A 19661-nucleotide genomic window follows, 5' to 3' on the forward strand; every position below is an offset into this window, starting at 1 on the left:
AAAAAGATGCTCAAAACTATTTCCGCACAAAACAAAATCTTCTGATAGTTTAGCACCGTTTAAATATAACTGAAAAAAAATTATAAGAATGGATTTTTTTGATACGAAGTTTAAACATCCCTACAATTATAACAATGAATATCAAAAGCGCATTGCTTATTTCAGCATGGAGTTCGCGGTTGATCAATCTCTGAAAACGTATTCGGGTGGTTTGGGTTTTCTTGCAGGATCCCATATGAAAAGCGCATATGAGTTAAAGCAGAATATTGTAGGTGTTGGCATTTTGTGGAAGTATGGATATTATGACCAGATCCGTAAGCAGGATCAATCCATGGATGTTTTATTTCTCGAAAAAAACTATTCATTTTTAGAAGAAACAGGCATAAAGTTTTCCATCGAAATAAATGGGCAACCGGTTACCGTATCGGCAAAATATCTGGCTCCTCGTTTTTTTCAAACCGTTCCGCTTTTTTTTCTCACAACCGATCTTCCGGAAAATGATTATCTGGCACAATCTATTTGTCACCGGCTTTATGATTCCGATACAGCAGCAAAAATTGCTCAGTTTATCTTGTTAGGCATAGGCGGAGCAAAATTACTGGACCATTTAGGATATCATGCTGAAGTGATCCATTTGAATGAAGCACACGGATTTTCATCGGCGTTTTATCTGTATCAAAAATTTGAAAGCCTGGCTGAAGTGAGAAAAAGGCTGGTTTTTACTACTCATACCCCTGAAGAAGCGGGCAATGAAAAGCACGACATCTACCTGCTGCATAAGCTTGGATATTTTTGTGGCCTTCCGCTTGAAGAAATCCGGGAACTGACAAAGACATCAGGTGATGTTTTTAACCATACACTGAGTGCTTTACGGGTTGCGCGGATTGCAAACGGAGTTTCTCAATTGCACGGTAAAGTTGCCTGTGAAATGTGGAATAGCTATGATGAAATCTGTCCTATAATAGCAATAACCAATTCTCAAAACGGCAGATACTGGACAGACCATGAGCTCTATGATTTTTTAGCACACCGGCGATTTAAAAACCTGGTGCATAGAAAAAAATATTTGAAGATGAAACTGTTCGAAACAGTTGCAGATCAAACCGGAAAAATATTTGATCCGGATATTCTGACAATAGTCTGGGCTCGGAGATTTGCAGGTTACAAGCGCCCGGATTTAATAACCGAACATGCAGCAGCATTTGATCACCTGATGACAAGGGCGGATTTCCCCGTACAGATTATCTGGGCAGGGAAGCCATACCCTTCGGACTACGGTGCTATTTCAACATTTAACAACCTGGTACATCTGTCAAAGAAATATAAAAATATGGCAGTATTGGTTGGCCATGAGCTAAAGCTTTCAAGGAAGCTAAAAGCGGGTGCTGATATCTGGTTGAACAATCCGCGTGTGCCCCGGGAAGCTTCCGGTACATCAGGAATGACAGCTGCTATGAATGGAGCTATTAACTTATCTACCAATGATGGATGGATCCCTGAATTTGCTACGCCACATAATTCCTTTGTAATCCCCATGGCGGATCTGAATGCTCCTGTTTCTATGCAGGACGTACATGACCTGCAGCATCTTTATGATATCCTCGAAAACCGGATTTTACCTATGTATTATAAAAAACCAGGCGCATGGATCAGAATGATGAAGCAAAGCATGAAAGATATTTTTCCAGTGTTTGAATCGAACAGGATGGCAGATGAGTATTATAAGCTATTATATAATTAATAATTCTTTTGAATGTATTTAAGTGCTGTTAAGTTTAATAATTATGCGGACAGAATATTTTTTGGCAGGATTTTTTCAACCGCATTCTGTATATTAAACTTTATCAATCTTAAAATTTTAACAATGAATAATTCAAAAATTTTTATCTCTGTTTTAATAGGAGTTTCAGCGGGTATTGTGGCAGGACTTTTATTTGCTCCTGATAAGGGATCCGAAACCAGGAGAAAAGTTGCAGAGACATCTGGCAAACTTGTGACTGGTGTAAAAGATGCTGCGGAAAATGTAAAGGAATTTGCGCAAAATAGTACAAACGCTATTTCCGATGCCAAGAACAAACTATTCAAAAAGGGTGAGAAGGTTGCAGATAACTTTGCAGAAAAAAGTTATTAATCTGATTTCATTTCAAAAAAAAGTCTTCATCATTAATTTGGTGAAGACTTTTTAATTTTTTATTTGGAGTATTTTTGAAAGTAAGAAAAATCTTAATTCCAATATATGAAATGTAACTTTTTATCAATACAGTGTTTTGCTGTTTTCTTAATAATCATAAACATTCCTTTAATTCAAAGCTGCACGAATGATGCAGGCGCAAGTGACACCACGGCTGTTCAAAAGGAAGATAACGTGGCTTTAATGCCAATGCTGCTTTCTGATCAATTTAAAAATTACTGGTATGCCGGAAAAGCCGAAATATGCTCTTATCATTTAAAACAAGCCCGCTATGGTGAAATTCATGATGGCAGCGCAGTTACCATTTTTGTTACGGAAGATTTCTCCAAAGCGAAACAGGTAAAGCTTGACCATCCTGAAACAGCAGGTGATGACCGGCTGCCGGTATTGAAGTTAAATCTTGTGAAAAAGTTCGTAACAGGCATTTATCCTTATTCCATGATGATGTCTGCATTTTCACCTGTTGACATTGTTAATTATCCTCATGCAATAAAAATAGCTGCATCGGTGCAGGAATGGTGCGGAAGCACCTATACTCAGCTTAATAACCGTAATGGAAAATACCTGGTTACGTGGAATTCTTATTTTGAAGATGAGGGAGATAAAAATGTCACCTTTGAAAAGTGTTTTCTCGAAGATGAACTGTGGAATCTAATACGTATAACGCCTGATCACTTACCGGTTGGCGAACAGAAGGTTCTGCCGGGAAGCCTTTACACCCGCATGACTCACATTCCTCTGAATGTTGAAAATGCTGTGTTGGCCCTAAAGGCAAATGGAGATACCATGCTTTATACCATTAATTATAAAACACAGCAGCATATAATAGATATTAAATTCGAAAAAAGCTTTCCGCATAAGATATTGGGGTGGGATGAAACATTTCCAGGTTTCGATGGAAAATTACTTACCACCATTGCAACTCTGGACAAAACGATTATGACCAATTACTGGACGCATCATAACAATGCCGACAGATCCTTAAGATCGCAGCTGGGTATACCTGAAAATTTTTGACCCTGCACCGTTAGTAAACAGGATTAATTTTTTGTTTCCTGAGTTTCAGCAGGGTTAATTGCCTTTGATTTACGGGAAGGAAATTTAAATATTTGTCTTGTAGGAGAGGGCATATGGTCACCCAAAAGAAAGCCCCAGGGTTTTAAAGGTTCTATATGATCAAAAATAACTTTTATGATTGCGGTTAAAGGAATAGATAGAAACATTCCAGGTATTCCCCACAAATCATTTCCTATAAATACTACAACAATTGAAACAATAGCATTAATTTTTACCTTGGATGCTACTATTTTAGGAACCAGAAAATTGTTATCAATTAGTTGAATAATCATGTAGGAGCCCAGCACTAATAAAGCGTAAGACGGTGGCTTTGTAATTAAAGCCATGGTCATAGGTAAACTCACAGCTATAATGCCACCTATATAAGGGATAATGTTAAGCAAGGCACCAATAATTCCTAAAAGGATGGCATACTTAATTCCAAGAATCATAAGTGCTATGGAATTTAATGTGGCTACAATGCCGGCCTCTATCAGCAAGCCCACCAGATAATTGTGAATAAGTCCCTTTGTTTCCGTAAGCACTTCAACTACCGTTTTATGAAGACTGCGGTCAAAGAGCTTTCGGATAAATTCAAGAAATAATGATTTATACAATAAGATCATAAAAACGTATACCGGCAAAAGCACTGCTATAATCAGGGCACCGCTCACGGTAGTGAGCGTCTGTCCTACAACAGCACCGGTATTATTTATGGCACTGCTCTTGGTGGTGGCTATCCATTGGGTAACCTGTTTAGTGCTGATATTGAGTGTTACAGAAATGAACTTAACACCCTGGTCGACCATAGTATTAAATTTCTCTTTCAGCTGCGGTAAATCTTCAGTGAACCTGCTTACCTGCGACGAGATAAAATAGAAGAGCCCGAATGTAAATAAAATAGCAAGTAACAGCGTAAGGATAATAGCTATTATGCGGTTTAAGCCCCTTGCGGTAAAAAAGTTGACTACCGGATTTAATAGTATGGCGAAAATGGTTGCATATATCAAAGGCACTATAATATCCTGACCTATATAAAGTATAGCAATAAATGCGCATGTCCCCATAATTATCAGGGAAGCTTTGGCATAAAAAGGGAATTTTAATTGTTCATCCATCTTTCAATAAAGGGATATTTTCTGAAATACAATAAATAATTTATAACCAGCTTGATATTACTTGAAAAATTCTGTGAGTTACATATTTCTTCTGTATTGACCACCCACTTCAAAAAGGGAATTTGTAATTTGACCCAACGAGCAATATTTGGTTATCTCCATCAGTGATTCAAACATATTATTATTCAGCACTGCTGTAGTTTGCAGCTCAGCGATGAGTTGCGGAGCTTTATCTGAATGCATTTTATGCAATTCCTGCAGCATAGCTATCTGATATTCCTTTTCTTCTTTTGTAGCACGAATTATCTCAGAGGGGATAATGGTTGGAGAGCCTTTCGAATTTAAGAAAGTATTCACGCCGATAATCGGGTATTCACCATTGTGCTTTAATGTTTCATAATACAAACTCTCTTCCTGAATCTTTCCGCGCTGATACATGGTTTCCATTGCACCTAAAACACCGCCTCGTTCTGTAAGGCGATCAAACTCTGCAAGCACCGCTTCTTCCACAAGGTCAGTCAACTCTTCAATTATAAAAGAACCCTGCAAAGGATTTTCATTTTTTGCCAATCCCAGCTCCCTGTTGATGATGAGCTGAATGGCCATTGCCCGGCGCACACTTCCTTCTGTTGGTGTGGTAATAGCTTCATCATAGGCATTGGTATGCAGTGAATTGCAGTTATCGTAGATTGCATACAGAGCCTGTAATGTGGTTCTGATGTCGTTAAAATCTATTTCTTGTGCATGAAGCGAGCGGCCGGAAGTTTGAATGTGATACTTCAGCATTTGCGAACGTTCATTGGCACCGTACTTTAACTTCATCGCCTTTGCCCAGATTTTTCTCGCTACTCTCCCTATAACAGCATATTCAGGATCAATACCATTTGAAAAAAAGAAGGAAAGGTTGGGGGCAAACTCATTGATCTTCATTCCTCTGCTCAGGTAATATTCAACATAGGTAAATCCGTTCGCAAGCGTAAAGGCGAGCTGTGTTATAGGATTTGCTCCTGCTTCCGCAATGTGATACCCTGAAATTGATACGCTGTAGAAGTTTCGAACTTTGTTTTTTATAAAGTATTCCTGAACATCGCCCATGAGCCGCAAGGAGAATTCAGTGGAAAAGATGCAGGTATTCTGCGCCTGGTCTTCTTTCAGAATATCTGCCTGCACCGTTCCGCGAACCTGTTGCAGCGCGTTTTCTTTAATCTTATTATAGATCCCGTAATCAAGTACTTCACTACCTGTAATTCCAAGCAGCATCAAGCCCAATCCATCATTACCCTCGGGTAACCGGCCCTGATAAGCTGGCTGCAGCACATCCTTTTTCTTATATATCTCCTTAATCTTTTCAGAAACGCTTTCTGTAAGACCCTGTTCCCTGATATACAATTCACATTGCTGATCTATGGCAGCATTCATAAAGAAACCCGTGATGGTTGCAGCCGGACCATTTATGGTCATGCTCACCGAAGTTTTTGGATCGCACAGATTAAAACCGCTATATAATTTTTTTGCATCATCCAAACAACAAATAGAAACACCACTATTTCCAATTTTGCCATAGATATCCGGCCGATGATCCGGATTCTGGCCATATAGTGTTACTGAATCAAATGCGGTGCTAAGTCTTTTTGCAGGAAGGTTAAGCGATACATAATGAAAGCGTTTATTTGTACGCTCTGGTCCGCCCTCGCCGGCAAACATACGGGTCGGATCTTCACCTTCGCGCTTAAAAGGATAAATGCCTGCGGTGTATGGAAATTCTCCCGGGAAATTTTCTTTGCAAGTCCACTGAACAATTTTACCCCAGGATTCAAAGCCCGGCGTAGCAACCCGGGGAATTTTCAAATGAGAAAGTGATTCAGTGTAAGTCTTTACTTTCACGTCTCTACCCCGAACTTTATAGATGAACAAATCTTCGTGGTACCGGCTGATTCTTTTCTTCCAGGTTTTTACCTGGTCAAACAGATATGGGTCAAGATCTTTTTTTAATTCAAAATATTTTACGATCAGTTCATGGGCTATCTGGTGTTCATGGAGACCCTTTGTGTCAAGGCCGGGCAGCGCAGTACCTGCTGTTCTATCATTACTTTCAGCAGAGCCTTCAGGAATAAAATTTTTTCGTTGTCCAGGGAAGGCCGGCAGAGACGAAAATCTCTCATTCGCATTGTCCTCTTCGCTCAAAACATCTGTTTCACTAAACAACAGAATGGCATTGCGTAATGAAAAAAGTTTGGTGGCCACAGCACTTTGCCTGGTTACCCACTCTTCGTACTTCCGGTTATTTTCAGAGATTTCGCTTAGATAACGAATACGGGCGGGAGGAATGATATAAATCTTTTCACTCATCTCCCCGGTGACATTGAGGTGCGGCTTTAAATCAATTCCTGTTTTGTTGCTGATTTTATCCATCACCGCTTTATAAAGCCGGTTCATGCCCGGATCGTTAAACTGAGAGGCAATGGTTCCGAATACCGGGATATTTTCATCTTCCACATCAAAAAGCTGGTGGTTGCGCCTGTATTGCTTTTTTACATCACGCAATGCATCCATTGCTCCGCGCTTATCGTATTTATTCAGTGCTATGATGTCAGCAAAATCAAGCATATCAATTTTTTCAAGCTGTGAAGCTGCACCGTACTCGGGAGTCATTACATACATGCTCACATCACTATGCTCAATAATTTCTGTATCACTCTGTCCAATGCCGGAGGTTTCTAATAGGATGAGATCGTAACGTGCTGCTTTTACAATGTCCACTGCTTCTTTTACATATTTGCTTAGCGCCAGATTCGATTGTCGTGTTGCGAGGGACCGCATATATACACGATCATCTTTAATGGAATTCATTCTGATACGGTCACCAAGTAGTGCGCCACCGGTTTTTCTTTTCGTAGGATCGACAGAAATGATTGCAATTGTGTGATTCTTGAAATCAAGCAGAAACCTTCTGACAAGCTCATCTACTAATGACGATTTTCCGGAGCCCCCGGTTCCGGTAATTCCAAGCACGGGAATTTTTACCTGTTGCGAAAGCCATCGCACTTCATCCAATAAAGGTTGAGACTGTTCAGGAAAATTTTCCGCTCCGGAGATCAGAGCTGCTATGGCATGTTGATTTTTTGTTTTGAGCTCTTTAATTTCTCCATTAAGGTTCGACCCTGCAGGAAAATCACATTGCTGCAACATGTCGTTTATCATGCCTTGCAGACCCATCGATCTGCCATCATCCGGAGAATAGATTCTTGTAATGCCATAAAGGTGCAGCTCTTCAACTTCGTAAGGAAGAATAACACCACCTCCGCCACCGAAAATCTTGATATGTGAACAGCCTTTTTCTTTCAGCAGGTCGAACATATATTTAAAGTATTCAAGGTGTCCACCCTGGTAAGAAGTCATGGCAATCGCCTGGGCATCTTCCTGAATTGCACAATCCACTACTTCCTGAACACTTCGGTCGTGGCCTAAATGGATAACCTCTGCACCGCTTGCCTGTATAATGCGGCGCATGATATTTATTGCTGCATCATGCCCGTCGAATAAAGAGGCAGCTGTAACAATGCGGATCTTATTTTTTGGTTTGTACGCTTCGATCTTTGTCATCATGGAAACATCCCGATGTAAATTTAAAAATTAACCGATGCTTCCATTGAAATTACTGCTTTTCACTTCTTTTAGCCTTCAGCAAGTAATTGCAGGGCGCTTCATCCGTATATAATGAGTGAAGATGAGATAGGGATACTAATTTTTAATCTGATTTTTCATTAAATGTTTATCAAACCAATCCTTTCTGCGCTGCAGCCGATCCCGTAAATAGCTGGGAACCTGGATGCCATGATATTGATCAGGATAAATGATGAGTTGCGTTTCAATGCCTAAAGTTTTTAATGCCTGGTACATCTGTTCCTGGTTAAGGAGCGGAACATTAAAATCTTTACTATCACCCATAAACAAGGTAGGTGTAGTGATTCTGTCTGCATGAAGGAACGGATCAGATAATTTCAGATAGTTTTCTGTGTTCCCCCACGGTGTTCCAAGTTCTTCAATGTACTCACGAATATACATGTCGGTACCGAAACCTGAGAGAATATTAGATATACCTGCGCCACTGACTGCACACTTGAAGCGATGATCCTGCACGATGGCATAGTTGGTGCTGATACCACCATAGCTCCATCCTTCTACGGCAAGATTGTCGGGATCTGCAATACCAAGCTTTACCATTTCATCCACTCCCGAAAGATCATCCTGGATGTCTTTATTGCCCCAGTCAGCAAAAATGGCAGTAGCAAATTTTTCACCTTTCGTAGTGCTGCCGCGCGGATTCATGGAAACTACAGCATAACCCCATGATGCATACAATTGCCAATCAAGGGCCCACTCATTCTGATTTTGACTGGTAGGACCTCCATGGATCTGCAGAATGGTAGGGTATTTTTTTCCTTCTTTATAATCAAGCGGAAGCACCATAAATCCACTGATCCCGGTTCCATCTTTACTGGTTGATTTAAATTCTTTTGTAGTTGCAAATTGATGGCTGGAAAGCCAATTGTCATTCTGATGTGAAAGCTTTCTAATCCCTTTTTCATCCTGAATAAGTATCTCTCCGGGAAGCGATGGTGTCGTGTATTGCGCTGCAACTTTTTTTCCGTTCAAGGAGTAGTTATAAATTGTATAACGGCCTGGAAGAATTCTTTGAATGGTACCACCTGTTATTGCTACCTTATCCAGGTCGAGGTTCTGATCATCTTCAGCAATAAAATAGATTTCTTTTCCATCTGCTGACCACTGCGGGTTCCAGATGTTACGATCATAATCCGCAGTTAATATTTTAGGAATACCGCCTTCAACCGGAACCACGGCAAGCCGCTGTGTTGCATAATATATAAGTTTAAGCGGGCCACCTGCCGTGTATGCAATAAATTTTCCATCAGGACTCCACACGGGAGGAAATTCATAACTGGGATCGTTATCAGGGCCTTGATTTGTGGTGATCTGTCTTGGAGTCGCGTGTGGTTTTGCTTCTGCTACATAGATGTCGAAATTATTATCACGATCCCAGTCTTCACGTGCACGCTTGCTTACAAAAGCTATTGATTTTCCATCCGGACTCCAGGAGGGCAGTTGTTCTTCATAATTTCCATCAACAATCCTAATCGTGTCATTCGTAGCCACATCAAGCACATACAAATGCTTCCTCTCCTTGCCAAGATATCCGGAAAAATCTTCTTTAAAATAAAATCGATCAATTACAATAGGTATCGGTGTTTCAGTCCCGGGAATGTATTTCGCAGTATCAACGACATTGGCAATTATTGCAATCTTTTTTCCATCGGGAGACCAGGTATATTCCTCAATGCCTCCAAAAAAGCTAGTAATTTTTTTTGCCTCTCCACCGCCACGATTCAGCAGCCAGAGCTGATCCGCTTCATTACTGTCAGTCCTTGACGAAAGAAAAGACAGGTATTTATTATCGGGGCTCCATCGCGGTGAAGCTTCACTTTCTTCTTTAGTTTGAGTTATCTGAATTGCAGTGTTTCCATCCCAGCCTGACATCCAGATATCAGATGTTGCCTCATCTGTTTTAAGATTGGTGGAGCTGACTGTATAAGCAACCCATTTACCGTCAGGAGAAATTTGGGGATCAGTTATGTCGCGAATGCTGTCCATGTCGGCTATAGTAATAGGAAGCTTTGTTTGGGCATGAAGACAAGAAGTAATGAAAATACAGAGGAGGCAGAAATTATTTTTCATGAAAGCAGGGTTTAACAAAAGCAATATAGTCAACTGTAATTTTAAAGTATACTGCTCTTTTAACCGTTGTTGATAGAGTTCATTAATAACACTAACTATTCGTTGAAATTATCTTGCCCTAACTGTTCATTATGATAATACTTTCTGGCTTTGTTTTGAAACAAATGTCATCCTGAGCTTATATAAGGAGGTGCGTTGGCCCGAAAGTGATTTATCGTTCTTTATTATTTTTAAATGGCTTTAGGGCAATTGCCATGCACATGTTTCGACAAGCTCACATTACAGCGTTAAAAGTGATGTGACGAGTCTGTTATTGGATATTCAATATCCGGGGTTTTGCACCAGGTTTGGATTTACCTCTATTTCCCTTTCCGGAATTGGGAATACCAGTTTCGGATCATTATAAGGCATGGCTCCGACATTTTGGTGGAGCCGCTTTACTTCGAATAATTTAAATCCCTCATGTGCCAGCTCTAAACTCCGCTCAAATAAAATATCGTCAAGCGTTACCGAAATGGCTGGAGCTAACCCCGCCCGTGTATGGACTACATTATAATCATCAACCGGGGCCGCACCCGTGGCTGTACTGAGCCGCTCGTTACATTCAGATCTAACCAGATACATTTCTGCAAGACGAATCAGCGAAATATTTCCGAATTGATTATTGAACTTAGCGGTACGATATTTTCCAGCCAGCTTGTAATATAGTGACCTGCGTTCATCATCGGCACTGTATAAATTATAAAATGCCGTAGTAATTTGTATATCGCCCCTGCCACCATACTGATTTGTTGAAAAAAATTCATTCAGAGCATTAGAACCATCCTGCGCTGATAACTGAATGGCAAATATATCTTCGGTGGTATTATCATCTGTAGCAAATTCATCAGCATAGTTACTTACCAAAGCGAAATGTCCCGATGAGATAACTCTGTCAGCGGCATCACGGGCATTTGTATAATCTGCTTTCTGCAGATACACTCTTGACAGAATAGCTGCTGCAGCATATTTATTTGCATAAATGCCATTCGTTTCCGGTAATAAGCTTTCAGCATCATTGAGATCGGCTATAACCTGTGCATAGCATTCTTCAACTGTATTTCTCGATACACCTATATTATCTGTAGCACTAACCGTAGGCTGCAGCACTAAGGGAACAGCTAACTGATCATTTGTAAGACCTGTTTCATATTGCTGGCCGAAAAAGCGGGTTAAGTCAAAATATATGTATGCGCGGAGAAATTTTGCTTCCCCTTCTATCCTTGGCCTGTCTTCTTCTGTAACTACCGATAAGGCTGAGAGAATATTATTGCAGATGTTTATGGTGATATAGGCATCTTCCCAGTAGGCCGTTACATCGTCATTTACAGTGAGTATTTGCCGATTAAAAATTTCGAGGGGGCCCTCAAAGGTTCCGGTCCAGGTATATTCGCCTTCCCCTGCGAATAATTCTGCATTGCGCAAAACCTGACCTCCATATAACCTGGATGCCGAAAAATAATCATAAGCACCTACCAGCACCTGCTTTACGCTTGCATCACTGGTTAAGGCTGATTCATTGCTGATATTCTGTGCGGGTTGAAGGTCAAGCTTTTTAGTGCAGGCGTTAAGCAGTAAAAGCCCTAAAATGAAACAACTGATGTTTATTTTCTTTTCCATAAAATTTGTTGTTTTTATAAGGTTGGTAATGACTAAAATCCAAGACTGATTCCGAACACTATCGTTTTCGGTTGTGGTGCACTATAAAAATCTATTCCCACATTTATGTTGTCAGCAAAGAAGTCCGTACTTACTTCAGGATCCCATCCATCATAGTTGGTGATTGTAAAAAGGTTATAAGCAGATGCATATACCCTTAATTGACTGATTTTAATTTTCTGCAGAATTTTTACCGGGATATTATATCCAAGCGTAATGGTTTTAACACGAAGATAGGATCCGCTGGTAACGTAACGGCTGGACCGGAATTGATCTCCATTATCAAAGCCATAACGAGATTCAGGTACATCGGTTATATCTCCCGGATTCTTCCAGGAGTTGAGTGCTTTTACTATTTGGTTATCCCAAAATCCGCCATTGGAGTTCATCCAATGATCACCATTAAGGTTAATATCATTGCCATATACACTTTGGAGTGAAATATCCAGTGAAAAATTTTTAAAGGAAAAACTGTTGGTGAATCCGGCTATAAATTTTGGATTCGGGTTTCCAATTACTACAAAATTTGCGAGATTAAAATCGTTGGTGGTTGCGCGGTCATCTTCCGGCCCATTCACATAAAACAATGCATCACCATTTGCAGGGTCCACTCCTGCATATTCAGGACCATAAAAGACACCTAATGGCTCACCTACCTTCACTACATTCAATCCCGAAGCTCCTGCATCGTCAATCAAACTCTGACCCTGTTCTAATGCAACCACTTTGTTTTTATTAGCAGCAAAATTTAAGCTGGCATTCCATTTGAAATTTTTCACAAGAATATCACCATTTACTTCGAATTCAAAACCCTTGTTTTGCATCTTTCCTACATTTCTTGTTTGTGTAAGAAAACCTGTGGTAGAAGGTATAGGAACATCCAGCAATAGATCCGAAGTATTTTTGATGTAGTAATCCACTACTCCGTTAATCCTATCATTTAAAATTCCAAAATCAAGCCCGCCGTCAAACTGTGCCGTCTTTTCCCAGGTAAGATCGGGGTTAGCTAATGTGGAAGGGTACAATCCTGCGCTTGCATTATAGGTAGATACTCCATACAAGCCAAGAAAGTTGAAGTTGCCTATTTCCGCATTGCCTGTAACCCCATAGCTGGCGCGTAATTTCAGAAAGCTCAGTATGGGATTGTTTGCCAAAAACGACTCTTTACTGATTATCCATCCTATAGAGCCTGAAGGAAATAATCCGTAACGGTGGTCCTGTCCAAAACGGGACGAGCCATCAATGCGTGCAGTTAAAGAAAGCAGGTATTTTTCCTCATAATTATAATTAGCACGTGCGAAATAAGACAGGAACCGATATTGCTCCAGGTTGCTTGTTCCATAGACAATTTCTGAAACGCTGGCGAGGGTCTTTAATTGATCATTCGGAAAACCCTGACCGTCCAGCTCACTATACAAATTAACAAAAGGCTGGTATTCAAAACCTACTGTGGCATCCACATTATGGCGTTCCTGAAATTCATGGTTGTACTTCAGCAACAGCTTTGTATCGTAATTTTCTACGCGGGCATTATAGACTTCGCCGTAACCGCCAATGCCAAAACCTGTATTCGATTTACTGCCGGAAAAACGGTCCTGTGCAAGGTTCGTAATATCGCCGCCTGCTTCACCACGTAGAGTAAAATCGCGAATAGGAGTAACTTCAGCAAACACATTACCAATAGTGCGAAAAGTGTAAATATGTGCTGTAGTATATTTTGCTTCTATAAGCGGATTGGAATAGGTGGTAACTGGCTCAACGGAGTACTCTCCATTTAAATCCCTAAGGGGGCTAATGGGTGAGGCAGCCACTATTTGTACCGGGTTCGAAAAATAATCGTCATTCGGAATATCATGGTTTACGCTACGACTAAAATTCAGGGAAATACCATATTTAAATTTTTCACTGATTTTACTGTCGAGGTTTATAATACCGTTTGCACGGCTCATTGAATTATTTATAAGGATGCCATCCTGCTGAGAGTAGCCGGTACCTACCAGATACTGAAGCTTATCGGTGCCTCCTGATATGGTAAGGTTTGCAGAGGTGGACATTGCTTTTTGAAAAGCATATGATTGCCAATCCGTATTAACTTCATTTTTAGTCCAGTCTGCCCAGCCTGAGAGCTGGGTGAACTGATCATGAACAGTAGTAGTGTAGTGATCTATTGCTTCCTGTTCAGAACCATAGTTACCTCTGCCGGTCAGGTAAGCATATTTACCACCACGAACGGCTGCATCTTCAAAGAAACTTATATACTGCTGGGAATTTAAAAACTCACGCAAGTGGGTAGGCTTGCTCCATCCGGTTTGAAGATCGAAATTAATTTTTGGCTTGCCTTCTTTTCCCCTCTTGGTAGTTATCAAGACTACACCATTTGCACCCCGTGAACCATAGATGGCAGAGGCGGAAGCGTCTTTAAGAACACTTACAGAAGCGATCTCATTGAAATTAATATCATTAAGCGGGTTGAGATTAAGATTTACCTGATCGTTCACCGGAGCTGTATTGATTGGTACACCATCCACCACATATAAAGGTTCATTACCTGCCTTTATGGAAGTGGAGCCTCTTACTCTTACACGGATCGCACTTCCCACCTTACCATTATTAGTTTCTACAAATACACCTGCAGCTTTGCCCTGCAAGGTTTGCTCTACAGAGGTAACTGGCGTATTTTCTATCTGATCAGAACCTACAACCGTTATACTTCCGGTAACCTGCGATTTAATCTGCGTACCATAACCTACTACCAAAACTTCATCGAGCACCTGCTGACCCTGATCCATTCCCACATCAAATATTGATTGATCAGTCACCTCTGAAGTGAACGCTTTGTATCCTATATAGGAAAATACCAATGTTCCTCCCGCCTCCGGAATTGCAAGCGTGTATTGACCCTGTTCATCCGTGGTGGAGGCTGTTTGTGTCCCTTTTAAAATTACGGTAACTCCAATTAATCTATCATGGCTATTCTTATCAGTAACTGTTCCGGAAATAATTCTGCTTTGGGCAAAAAGGTTTATACAAAAAAGCATTACGCTTGGAAGGAGTATAACTTTTTTCATCTCAGGGGTTTGGTTTATCATAAAAATAAGGAAAAGGAACGAAAGAATAATTCAGAATAATATTTTAAATAGCAATAGTTACTCTTGCTATTATGGCTACAATAAATAAATGTGGTGAGAAAACTTAATAGTATAAAGAAAGAAGGGTAACTCAGAATGTGTATACCAGGCTTACACCCTTTTCATCTCCGATAATAGGTGATAAAACAATTCGCTCATTACTTACTTTATGAAGTGTTGGAACAAGCAAACCTACAGTGCTGCCTACAATATAACCTGTAATTACATCACTGGGAAAATGCTTGCCTGCCTTGTAGCGGGCCACAGCAACAAAAAGGGGAACACTTGCCGCGGCGGTCCATACCAAGGGAACCAGCTTGGAAAATGGCCGGAAATCTGTAAACACCTTCGCCCCAAAGAAAGTGGCAGCTGCGGCACTGGTAACGTGACCGCTGAAAAAAGAATTCTGAACGTTTTTGCCCTTTTTACCTAACCGGACCGTATCAGAAAAATCGGGGTTGTATGTAAGCGGACGGCGACGGGTGATAGAGCCCGCGGCAATAGAATAGAGACCGGTACTTATGGAAAGTGTTTCAAAATACATGGCGATAATGGTTTCTGCATGGCCCTTAACCCTCAGATCGATAAACGAGGTAAAAGGAAGCGCCATTGCAGTGTACAATAAAACATTGCTTGCAGCTAAAAAAGTTTTATTATCCTGATGGGTGGCTCTTACATCAAAGGAAGGTATTCTCTTAAATGCCTCTGGATCGTTCAAATCTGCTTTTGTAAGATGTGTTTTTGTGTTACCTATAAGATTGCCTGCAATGATCAGCGTTATGCCAGCAGCGGTAGTTAATCCATCTTTTACCGGATCAAGGTGATACAGGTTCGGAATAGATACCCTGTAATTTTTAATTGGTACCTGAATTTGCTGAGCAAATGAAACATTAAAACCCGTCAATTGCAGGCCAAGACAAAAAGCAATTGCAGTCTTATAATATGAGTGCACGACTATAAAATTTATTGATGAATATGTGCAATTTAACCATTTCGTAACACCATCAAAAAAATTTAGTTACTGATATTGAGTTAGATTAAAATCCGGAACTGCTTTATTTTATTTTAATTTTCTTACCTTCTTTAATATGCATTCTTAAATCCTGCAATGGCCGATCATTTCCATCTGTTTTAATACCAGCAATACTATCAAGTACATTCCATCCTTCGTAGAGTTCTCCAAAGACCGTATAATTCTGATCCAGACGCGGAGTACCGCCTGAAGTTTTATATGTTTCTGTTTGTTCTGCCGTATACTTAATGCCATTATGCTGCTCAATCGCTTCCAGTTCCTCATCTGTTATCTTTTTTCCCTGCACAATATAAAACTGGCACCCGCTTGATGCCTTTTGTGGATTCTCATCACGTGCCATTGCAATCACTCCTTTCTTATGGATAATTGCAGGATTAAATTCCGCGGGCACAGTATATTCCAAATCACCATTCCCAAGCATCATTCCGGAAGGAGCATGCTTTGAATCCGGGTCTCCGCCCTGGATCATAAAATCTTTGATTACACGGTGAAAAAGCGTGCTGTCGTAAAAGTGCTGATTTACCAGCTTTAGAAAGTTATCACGGGTTTTTGGAGTTTCATTATACAGCATCACTTTCATTATTCCGAAATCGGTTTTAATCTCAACAGTATATCGCTTTTCCTTGGGCTTAAAAGAAAGAAATAAAAGTGCAGGAAGAAGGAGTAAAATTTTTGTTTGAACGGGAAATTTTTCAGGTAAAAGATACATTTTAAATTTTTTCATATTATGAATTTAGGCTGGATTATATTAACTTTAATATTAGCTGTTTATCGTTTTGTTTATGTGTATCTAAACTCAACAATACAAAATTTTTCCTGTTATCTTTCTAAAAATTATTTGGATGAAAAAAAAGTTGCTGTTAAAAAAAATGGAGCAATTGGAAACGTCACGCCAAAAATTATTAGCAGAGCTTGAAAAAGAAGATAAAGGAATTTTTCATACAAAACCTGCACCTGATAAATGGTGTATTGCACAGGTTTTTTATCACCTCAACTCTTCAGAATCTATATCCATTAATTACGTTCAAAAAAAGATGTTGGGCGGTGATAGCATAAAAAAAACAGGAGTACCTGCAGCATTTAGATCCATGCTGGTAAAGACGGTACTTCGTTCAGGGTACAAGCTTAAAGCGCCAAAACTACTTGGAGATATGCCTGAAGAAGTTAATTACCATAAAATGGTTGATAGTTGGAATGAAACCCGAATCCGGTTAAGTGAGCTTATTCATTCAATGCCTGAAACTTTAATTGAGCGGGAGGTTTACTATCATCCGTTAGCCGGGAGAATGAACCTGCTGCACATGCTGGAATTTTTTAAAGATCATTTTGATCATCATTTAACACAGATCGACCGGTTAAAAAAACAGTAATCCTAAACCATCCTGTAACCTCTATAGGAAGTCATATTGTCGGCAGTTTAATAAATCATTTTTCACCATGCAGGAATCCGAACCAGTGCCAGCGAAAAATTATCCGGAACCAACCGGCATTAAAAGCTGGGCAGAAGAAGACAGGCCCAGAGAAAAATTACTGTTAAAAGGGAAGCATACTCTGAGTGAATCTGAATTGATCGCCATTCTGGTACGAACCGGAACAAAAGAAAAAAATGCAGTCGAGGTGGCGAAGGCGCTGATGCATTCCGTTCAAAATGATTTAAACGAGCTTGCAAAACTTTCTGTAAAAGACATTTTAAATATTGGTATTGATGGTCTGGGTGAAACAAAAGCAATTACTATAGTAGCGGCTTTGGAGCTTGGACGAAGAAAGCAGTTTGCTGAAGTAAAGGAAAAGGAGAAAATAGGTTCAAGCCGCGATGCTTTCGAAATCTTATACGGTAATCTTGCCGATAAAAACCATGAGGAATTTTGGATATTGCTATTGAACCGTGCGAATAAAGTGATGGAAAAAATTAATATCAGCACGGGCGGACTTACAGGAACAGTTGCCGATGTTAGATTGATCTTTAACCATGCAATAAAATCGCAGGCCGTATCTATTGTTCTATGCCATAATCATCCCTCAGGAAATTTAAAGCCAAGCTCCACCGACATTGAGCTTACCAAAAAAGTAAAACAAGCAGGTACAGTGCTGGAGATTTCTATTCTCGACCACCTTATTATAGGTGATAATAAATACTACAGCTTTGCAGATGAAGGTATGTTATGAATTGCGAATACGGTGAGTGATTTCCAAATAGAGATGCCGGTTAAATATAATTTTTTAAAAAAAACAACATTGATGGGTAGGATGCTGAAATAAATTCAGCATGACGATAGAACACCAGTTGCCATGTATTTACTTTCCTCTATCGACGTACATATCCAAACTATTTTAGAATGGACCGCGATATCACAATGCGCTGCACTTCGCTCGTACCCTCATATATTTGAGTGATCTTGGCATCGCGCATTAATCGCTCCACATGATAATCTTTCACATATCCATAACCTCCATGGATCTGCACCGCTTCCACCGTAGTTTTCATGGCAACTTCAGACGCAAAAACCTTTGCTATAGAGCCGCTTAAAGCATAATCCAGATGCTGATCTTTTTCCCAGGCGGCTTTCCATACCAGCAAACGCGCTGCTTCTATCTCGGTTGCCATATCAGCCAGCTTAAACTGAATTGCCTGGTGATTTGAAATCTCCTTACCAAATGCTTTACGTTCTTTGGAATAGGCAAGCGCTAATTCAAAAGCGCCTGAAGCAATTCCTAAAGCCTGCGATGCAATACCAATTCTTCCTCCTGCTAATGTCTTCATCGCAAACTTAAAACCGAATCCATCCTCTCCAATCCTGTTCTCTTTAGGTACCTTCACATCCTGAAACATGATACTGTGAGTATCACTTCCCCGAATGCCAAGCTTATTTTCTTTAGCCCCCACTGATACTCCTCCCCAGTTTTTTTCTACAATAAAAGCATTGATGCCACGGCTTCCTTTGGCCACATCTGTCTGCGCCATCACCAGGTATACAGAAGCGGTGTTGCCATTAGTGATCCAATTTTTTGTTCCGTTCATCAGATAATAATCACCCTTGTCAATTGCTGTCGTTCGCTGAGAAGTAGCATCGCTTCCTGCCTCGGGCTCTGATAAGCAAAATGCACCTATATACAGGTTTCCATCCTGCATGCCTTTGGCAAGGGGAATAAGATATTTTTGTTTTTGCTCTTCACTACCGTAAGCCTCAAGGCCCCAGCATACCAGGGAATTATTAACGGACATGCAAACAGATGAAGAGGCGTCTACTTTAGAAACTTCCTCCATTGCCAGAACATAAGATAATGTATCCAAACCGCTGCCCCCGTATTCAACGGGAACCATCATTCCGAGAAATCCTAATTCAGCAAGCTTTTTCATCTGCTCTTTCGGAAACTTCTGCTGATCATCACGCTCGATCACACCTGGCATTAATTCATTCCGGGTGAAGTCGCGGGCGGCTTTTTGAATCATCAGGTGCTCTTCCGTCAGTTGAAAATTCATCTCATTTATTTTGATCGGGATAAAAATAGAAATCTTTAATGGTTTAGAATCAGTTTTCGCAGAGATCGATAGAATACAATATTGCAATATTATTCCGCCAAGAACAGAGCCATGCATTAAAATATCTTCACAGCCGTATAAATATTTTAAAATGCAAAATGCTTTAATTAATTTTTGCTTTTAATTTCATTACGTTGAAAAA

General features: G+C 40.2%; 13 protein-coding genes. 5 read left to right on the forward strand and 8 right to left on the reverse strand.

Features of this window, described 5'->3' with window-relative positions; all coding sequences use genetic code 11:
* The first annotated feature begins 88 nt into the window (after window positions 1-88).
* The 3 genes from glgP (at window position 89) to H0W62_02600 (ending at window position 3208) form a co-directional block, all read left to right on the forward strand.
* Window positions 89-1741, forward strand: coding sequence for an alpha-glucan family phosphorylase (gene glgP / locus H0W62_02590; GenBank protein ID MBA3647430.1), 1653 nt, complete (start codon window positions 89-91; stop codon window positions 1739-1741).
* Between the two features lie 12 nt (window positions 1742-1753).
* Window positions 1754-2131 carry a YtxH domain-containing protein gene (locus tag H0W62_02595; GenBank protein MBA3647431.1) on the forward strand — a complete coding sequence of 126 codons (378 nt, stop codon included), beginning with the start codon at window positions 1754-1756 and terminating at the stop codon, window positions 2129-2131.
* 105 nt (window positions 2132-2236) lie between these two features.
* On the forward strand, window positions 2237-3208 hold the full coding sequence (locus H0W62_02600) for a hypothetical protein (GenBank protein MBA3647432.1): 972 nt from the start codon (window positions 2237-2239) through the stop codon (window positions 3206-3208).
* Window positions 3209-3231: 23 nt separating this feature from the next.
* On the opposite strand, the gene H0W62_02605 is transcribed toward H0W62_02600, so the two are convergent.
* From H0W62_02605 to H0W62_02635, 7 genes are all read right to left on the reverse strand, one after another.
* Complete coding sequence (locus H0W62_02605) at window positions 3232-4365, reverse strand: AI-2E family transporter (protein ID MBA3647433.1); 1134 nt, start codon at window positions 4363-4365, stop codon at window positions 3232-3234.
* Between the two features lie 78 nt (window positions 4366-4443).
* Window positions 4444-7968, reverse strand: a complete 3525-nt coding sequence (locus tag H0W62_02610) for a methylmalonyl-CoA mutase family protein (protein MBA3647434.1) — start codon at window positions 7966-7968, stop codon at window positions 4444-4446.
* A 138-nt stretch (window positions 7969-8106) separates the two neighbouring features.
* Entirely contained in the window at window positions 8107-10119 is a 2013-nt protein-coding gene (locus H0W62_02615) for a S9 family peptidase (protein ID MBA3647435.1), read from the reverse strand.
* A 321-nt stretch (window positions 10120-10440) separates the two neighbouring features.
* Window positions 10441-11778, reverse strand: coding sequence for a RagB/SusD family nutrient uptake outer membrane protein (locus tag H0W62_02620; protein MBA3647436.1), 1338 nt, complete (start codon window positions 11776-11778; stop codon window positions 10441-10443).
* A 32-nt stretch (window positions 11779-11810) separates the two neighbouring features.
* Complete coding sequence (locus tag H0W62_02625; protein MBA3647437.1) at window positions 11811-14885, reverse strand: TonB-dependent receptor; 3075 nt, start codon at window positions 14883-14885, stop codon at window positions 11811-11813.
* 151 nt (window positions 14886-15036) lie between these two features.
* Window positions 15037-15897: a phosphatase PAP2 family protein gene (locus H0W62_02630; GenBank protein ID MBA3647438.1), complete on the reverse strand. Its 861-nt coding sequence runs from the start codon at window positions 15895-15897 to the stop codon at window positions 15037-15039.
* Window positions 15898-16000: 103 nt separating this feature from the next.
* On the reverse strand, window positions 16001-16687 hold the full coding sequence (locus H0W62_02635; GenBank protein MBA3647439.1) for a peptidylprolyl isomerase: 687 nt from the start codon (window positions 16685-16687) through the stop codon (window positions 16001-16003).
* Between the two features lie 133 nt (window positions 16688-16820).
* On the opposite strand from H0W62_02635, the gene H0W62_02640 reads away from it, so the two are divergent.
* Complete coding sequence (locus H0W62_02640) at window positions 16821-17348, forward strand: DinB family protein (GenBank protein ID MBA3647440.1); 528 nt, start codon at window positions 16821-16823, stop codon at window positions 17346-17348.
* Window positions 17349-17415: 67 nt separating this feature from the next.
* Window positions 17416-18144 (forward strand): DNA repair protein RadC, encoded by a 729-nt coding sequence (gene radC / locus H0W62_02645; GenBank protein ID MBA3647441.1) that lies wholly within the window; start codon window positions 17416-17418, stop codon window positions 18142-18144.
* 160 nt (window positions 18145-18304) lie between these two features.
* Here radC and H0W62_02650 read toward each other — a convergent pair whose 3' ends face one another.
* On the reverse strand, window positions 18305-19459 hold the full coding sequence (locus H0W62_02650; protein MBA3647442.1) for an acyl-CoA dehydrogenase: 1155 nt from the start codon (window positions 19457-19459) through the stop codon (window positions 18305-18307).
* Window positions 19460-19661: the final 202 nt, after the last annotated feature.

The sequence above is a fragment of the Chitinophagales bacterium genome (genome assembly GCA_013816805.1).
Classification (GTDB): Bacteria; Bacteroidota; Bacteroidia; order Chitinophagales; family UBA10324; genus MGR-bin340.

What these genes read in the sequence shown, in the direction of transcription:
- glgP (MBA3647430.1), top strand. Translation starts at nt 89, where the DNA reads ATGGATTTTTTTGATACGAAGTTTAAACATCCCTACAATTATAACAAT.
- H0W62_02595 (MBA3647431.1), top strand. Translation starts at nt 1,754, where the DNA reads ATGTATTTAAGTGCTGTTAAGTTTAATAATTATGCGGACAGAATATTT.
- H0W62_02600 (MBA3647432.1), top strand. Translation starts at nt 2,237, where the DNA reads ATGAAATGTAACTTTTTATCAATACAGTGTTTTGCTGTTTTCTTAATA.
- H0W62_02605 (MBA3647433.1), bottom strand. Translation starts at nt 4,365, where the DNA reads ATGGATGAACAATTAAAATTCCCTTTTTATGCCAAAGCTTCCCTGATA.
- H0W62_02610 (MBA3647434.1), bottom strand. Translation starts at nt 7,968, where the DNA reads ATGACAAAGATCGAAGCGTACAAACCAAAAAATAAGATCCGCATTGTT.
- H0W62_02615 (MBA3647435.1), bottom strand. Translation starts at nt 10,119, where the DNA reads ATGAAAAATAATTTCTGCCTCCTCTGTATTTTCATTACTTCTTGTCTT.
- H0W62_02620 (MBA3647436.1), bottom strand. Translation starts at nt 11,778, where the DNA reads ATGGAAAAGAAAATAAACATCAGTTGTTTCATTTTAGGGCTTTTACTG.
- H0W62_02625 (MBA3647437.1), bottom strand. Translation starts at nt 14,885, where the DNA reads ATGAAAAAAGTTATACTCCTTCCAAGCGTAATGCTTTTTTGTATAAAC.
- H0W62_02635 (MBA3647439.1), bottom strand. Translation starts at nt 16,687, where the DNA reads ATGTATCTTTTACCTGAAAAATTTCCCGTTCAAACAAAAATTTTACTC.
- H0W62_02640 (MBA3647440.1), top strand. Translation starts at nt 16,821, where the DNA reads ATGAAAAAAAAGTTGCTGTTAAAAAAAATGGAGCAATTGGAAACGTCA.
- radC (MBA3647441.1), top strand. Translation starts at nt 17,416, where the DNA reads ATGCAGGAATCCGAACCAGTGCCAGCGAAAAATTATCCGGAACCAACC.
- H0W62_02650 (MBA3647442.1), bottom strand. Translation starts at nt 19,459, where the DNA reads ATGAATTTTCAACTGACGGAAGAGCACCTGATGATTCAAAAAGCCGCC.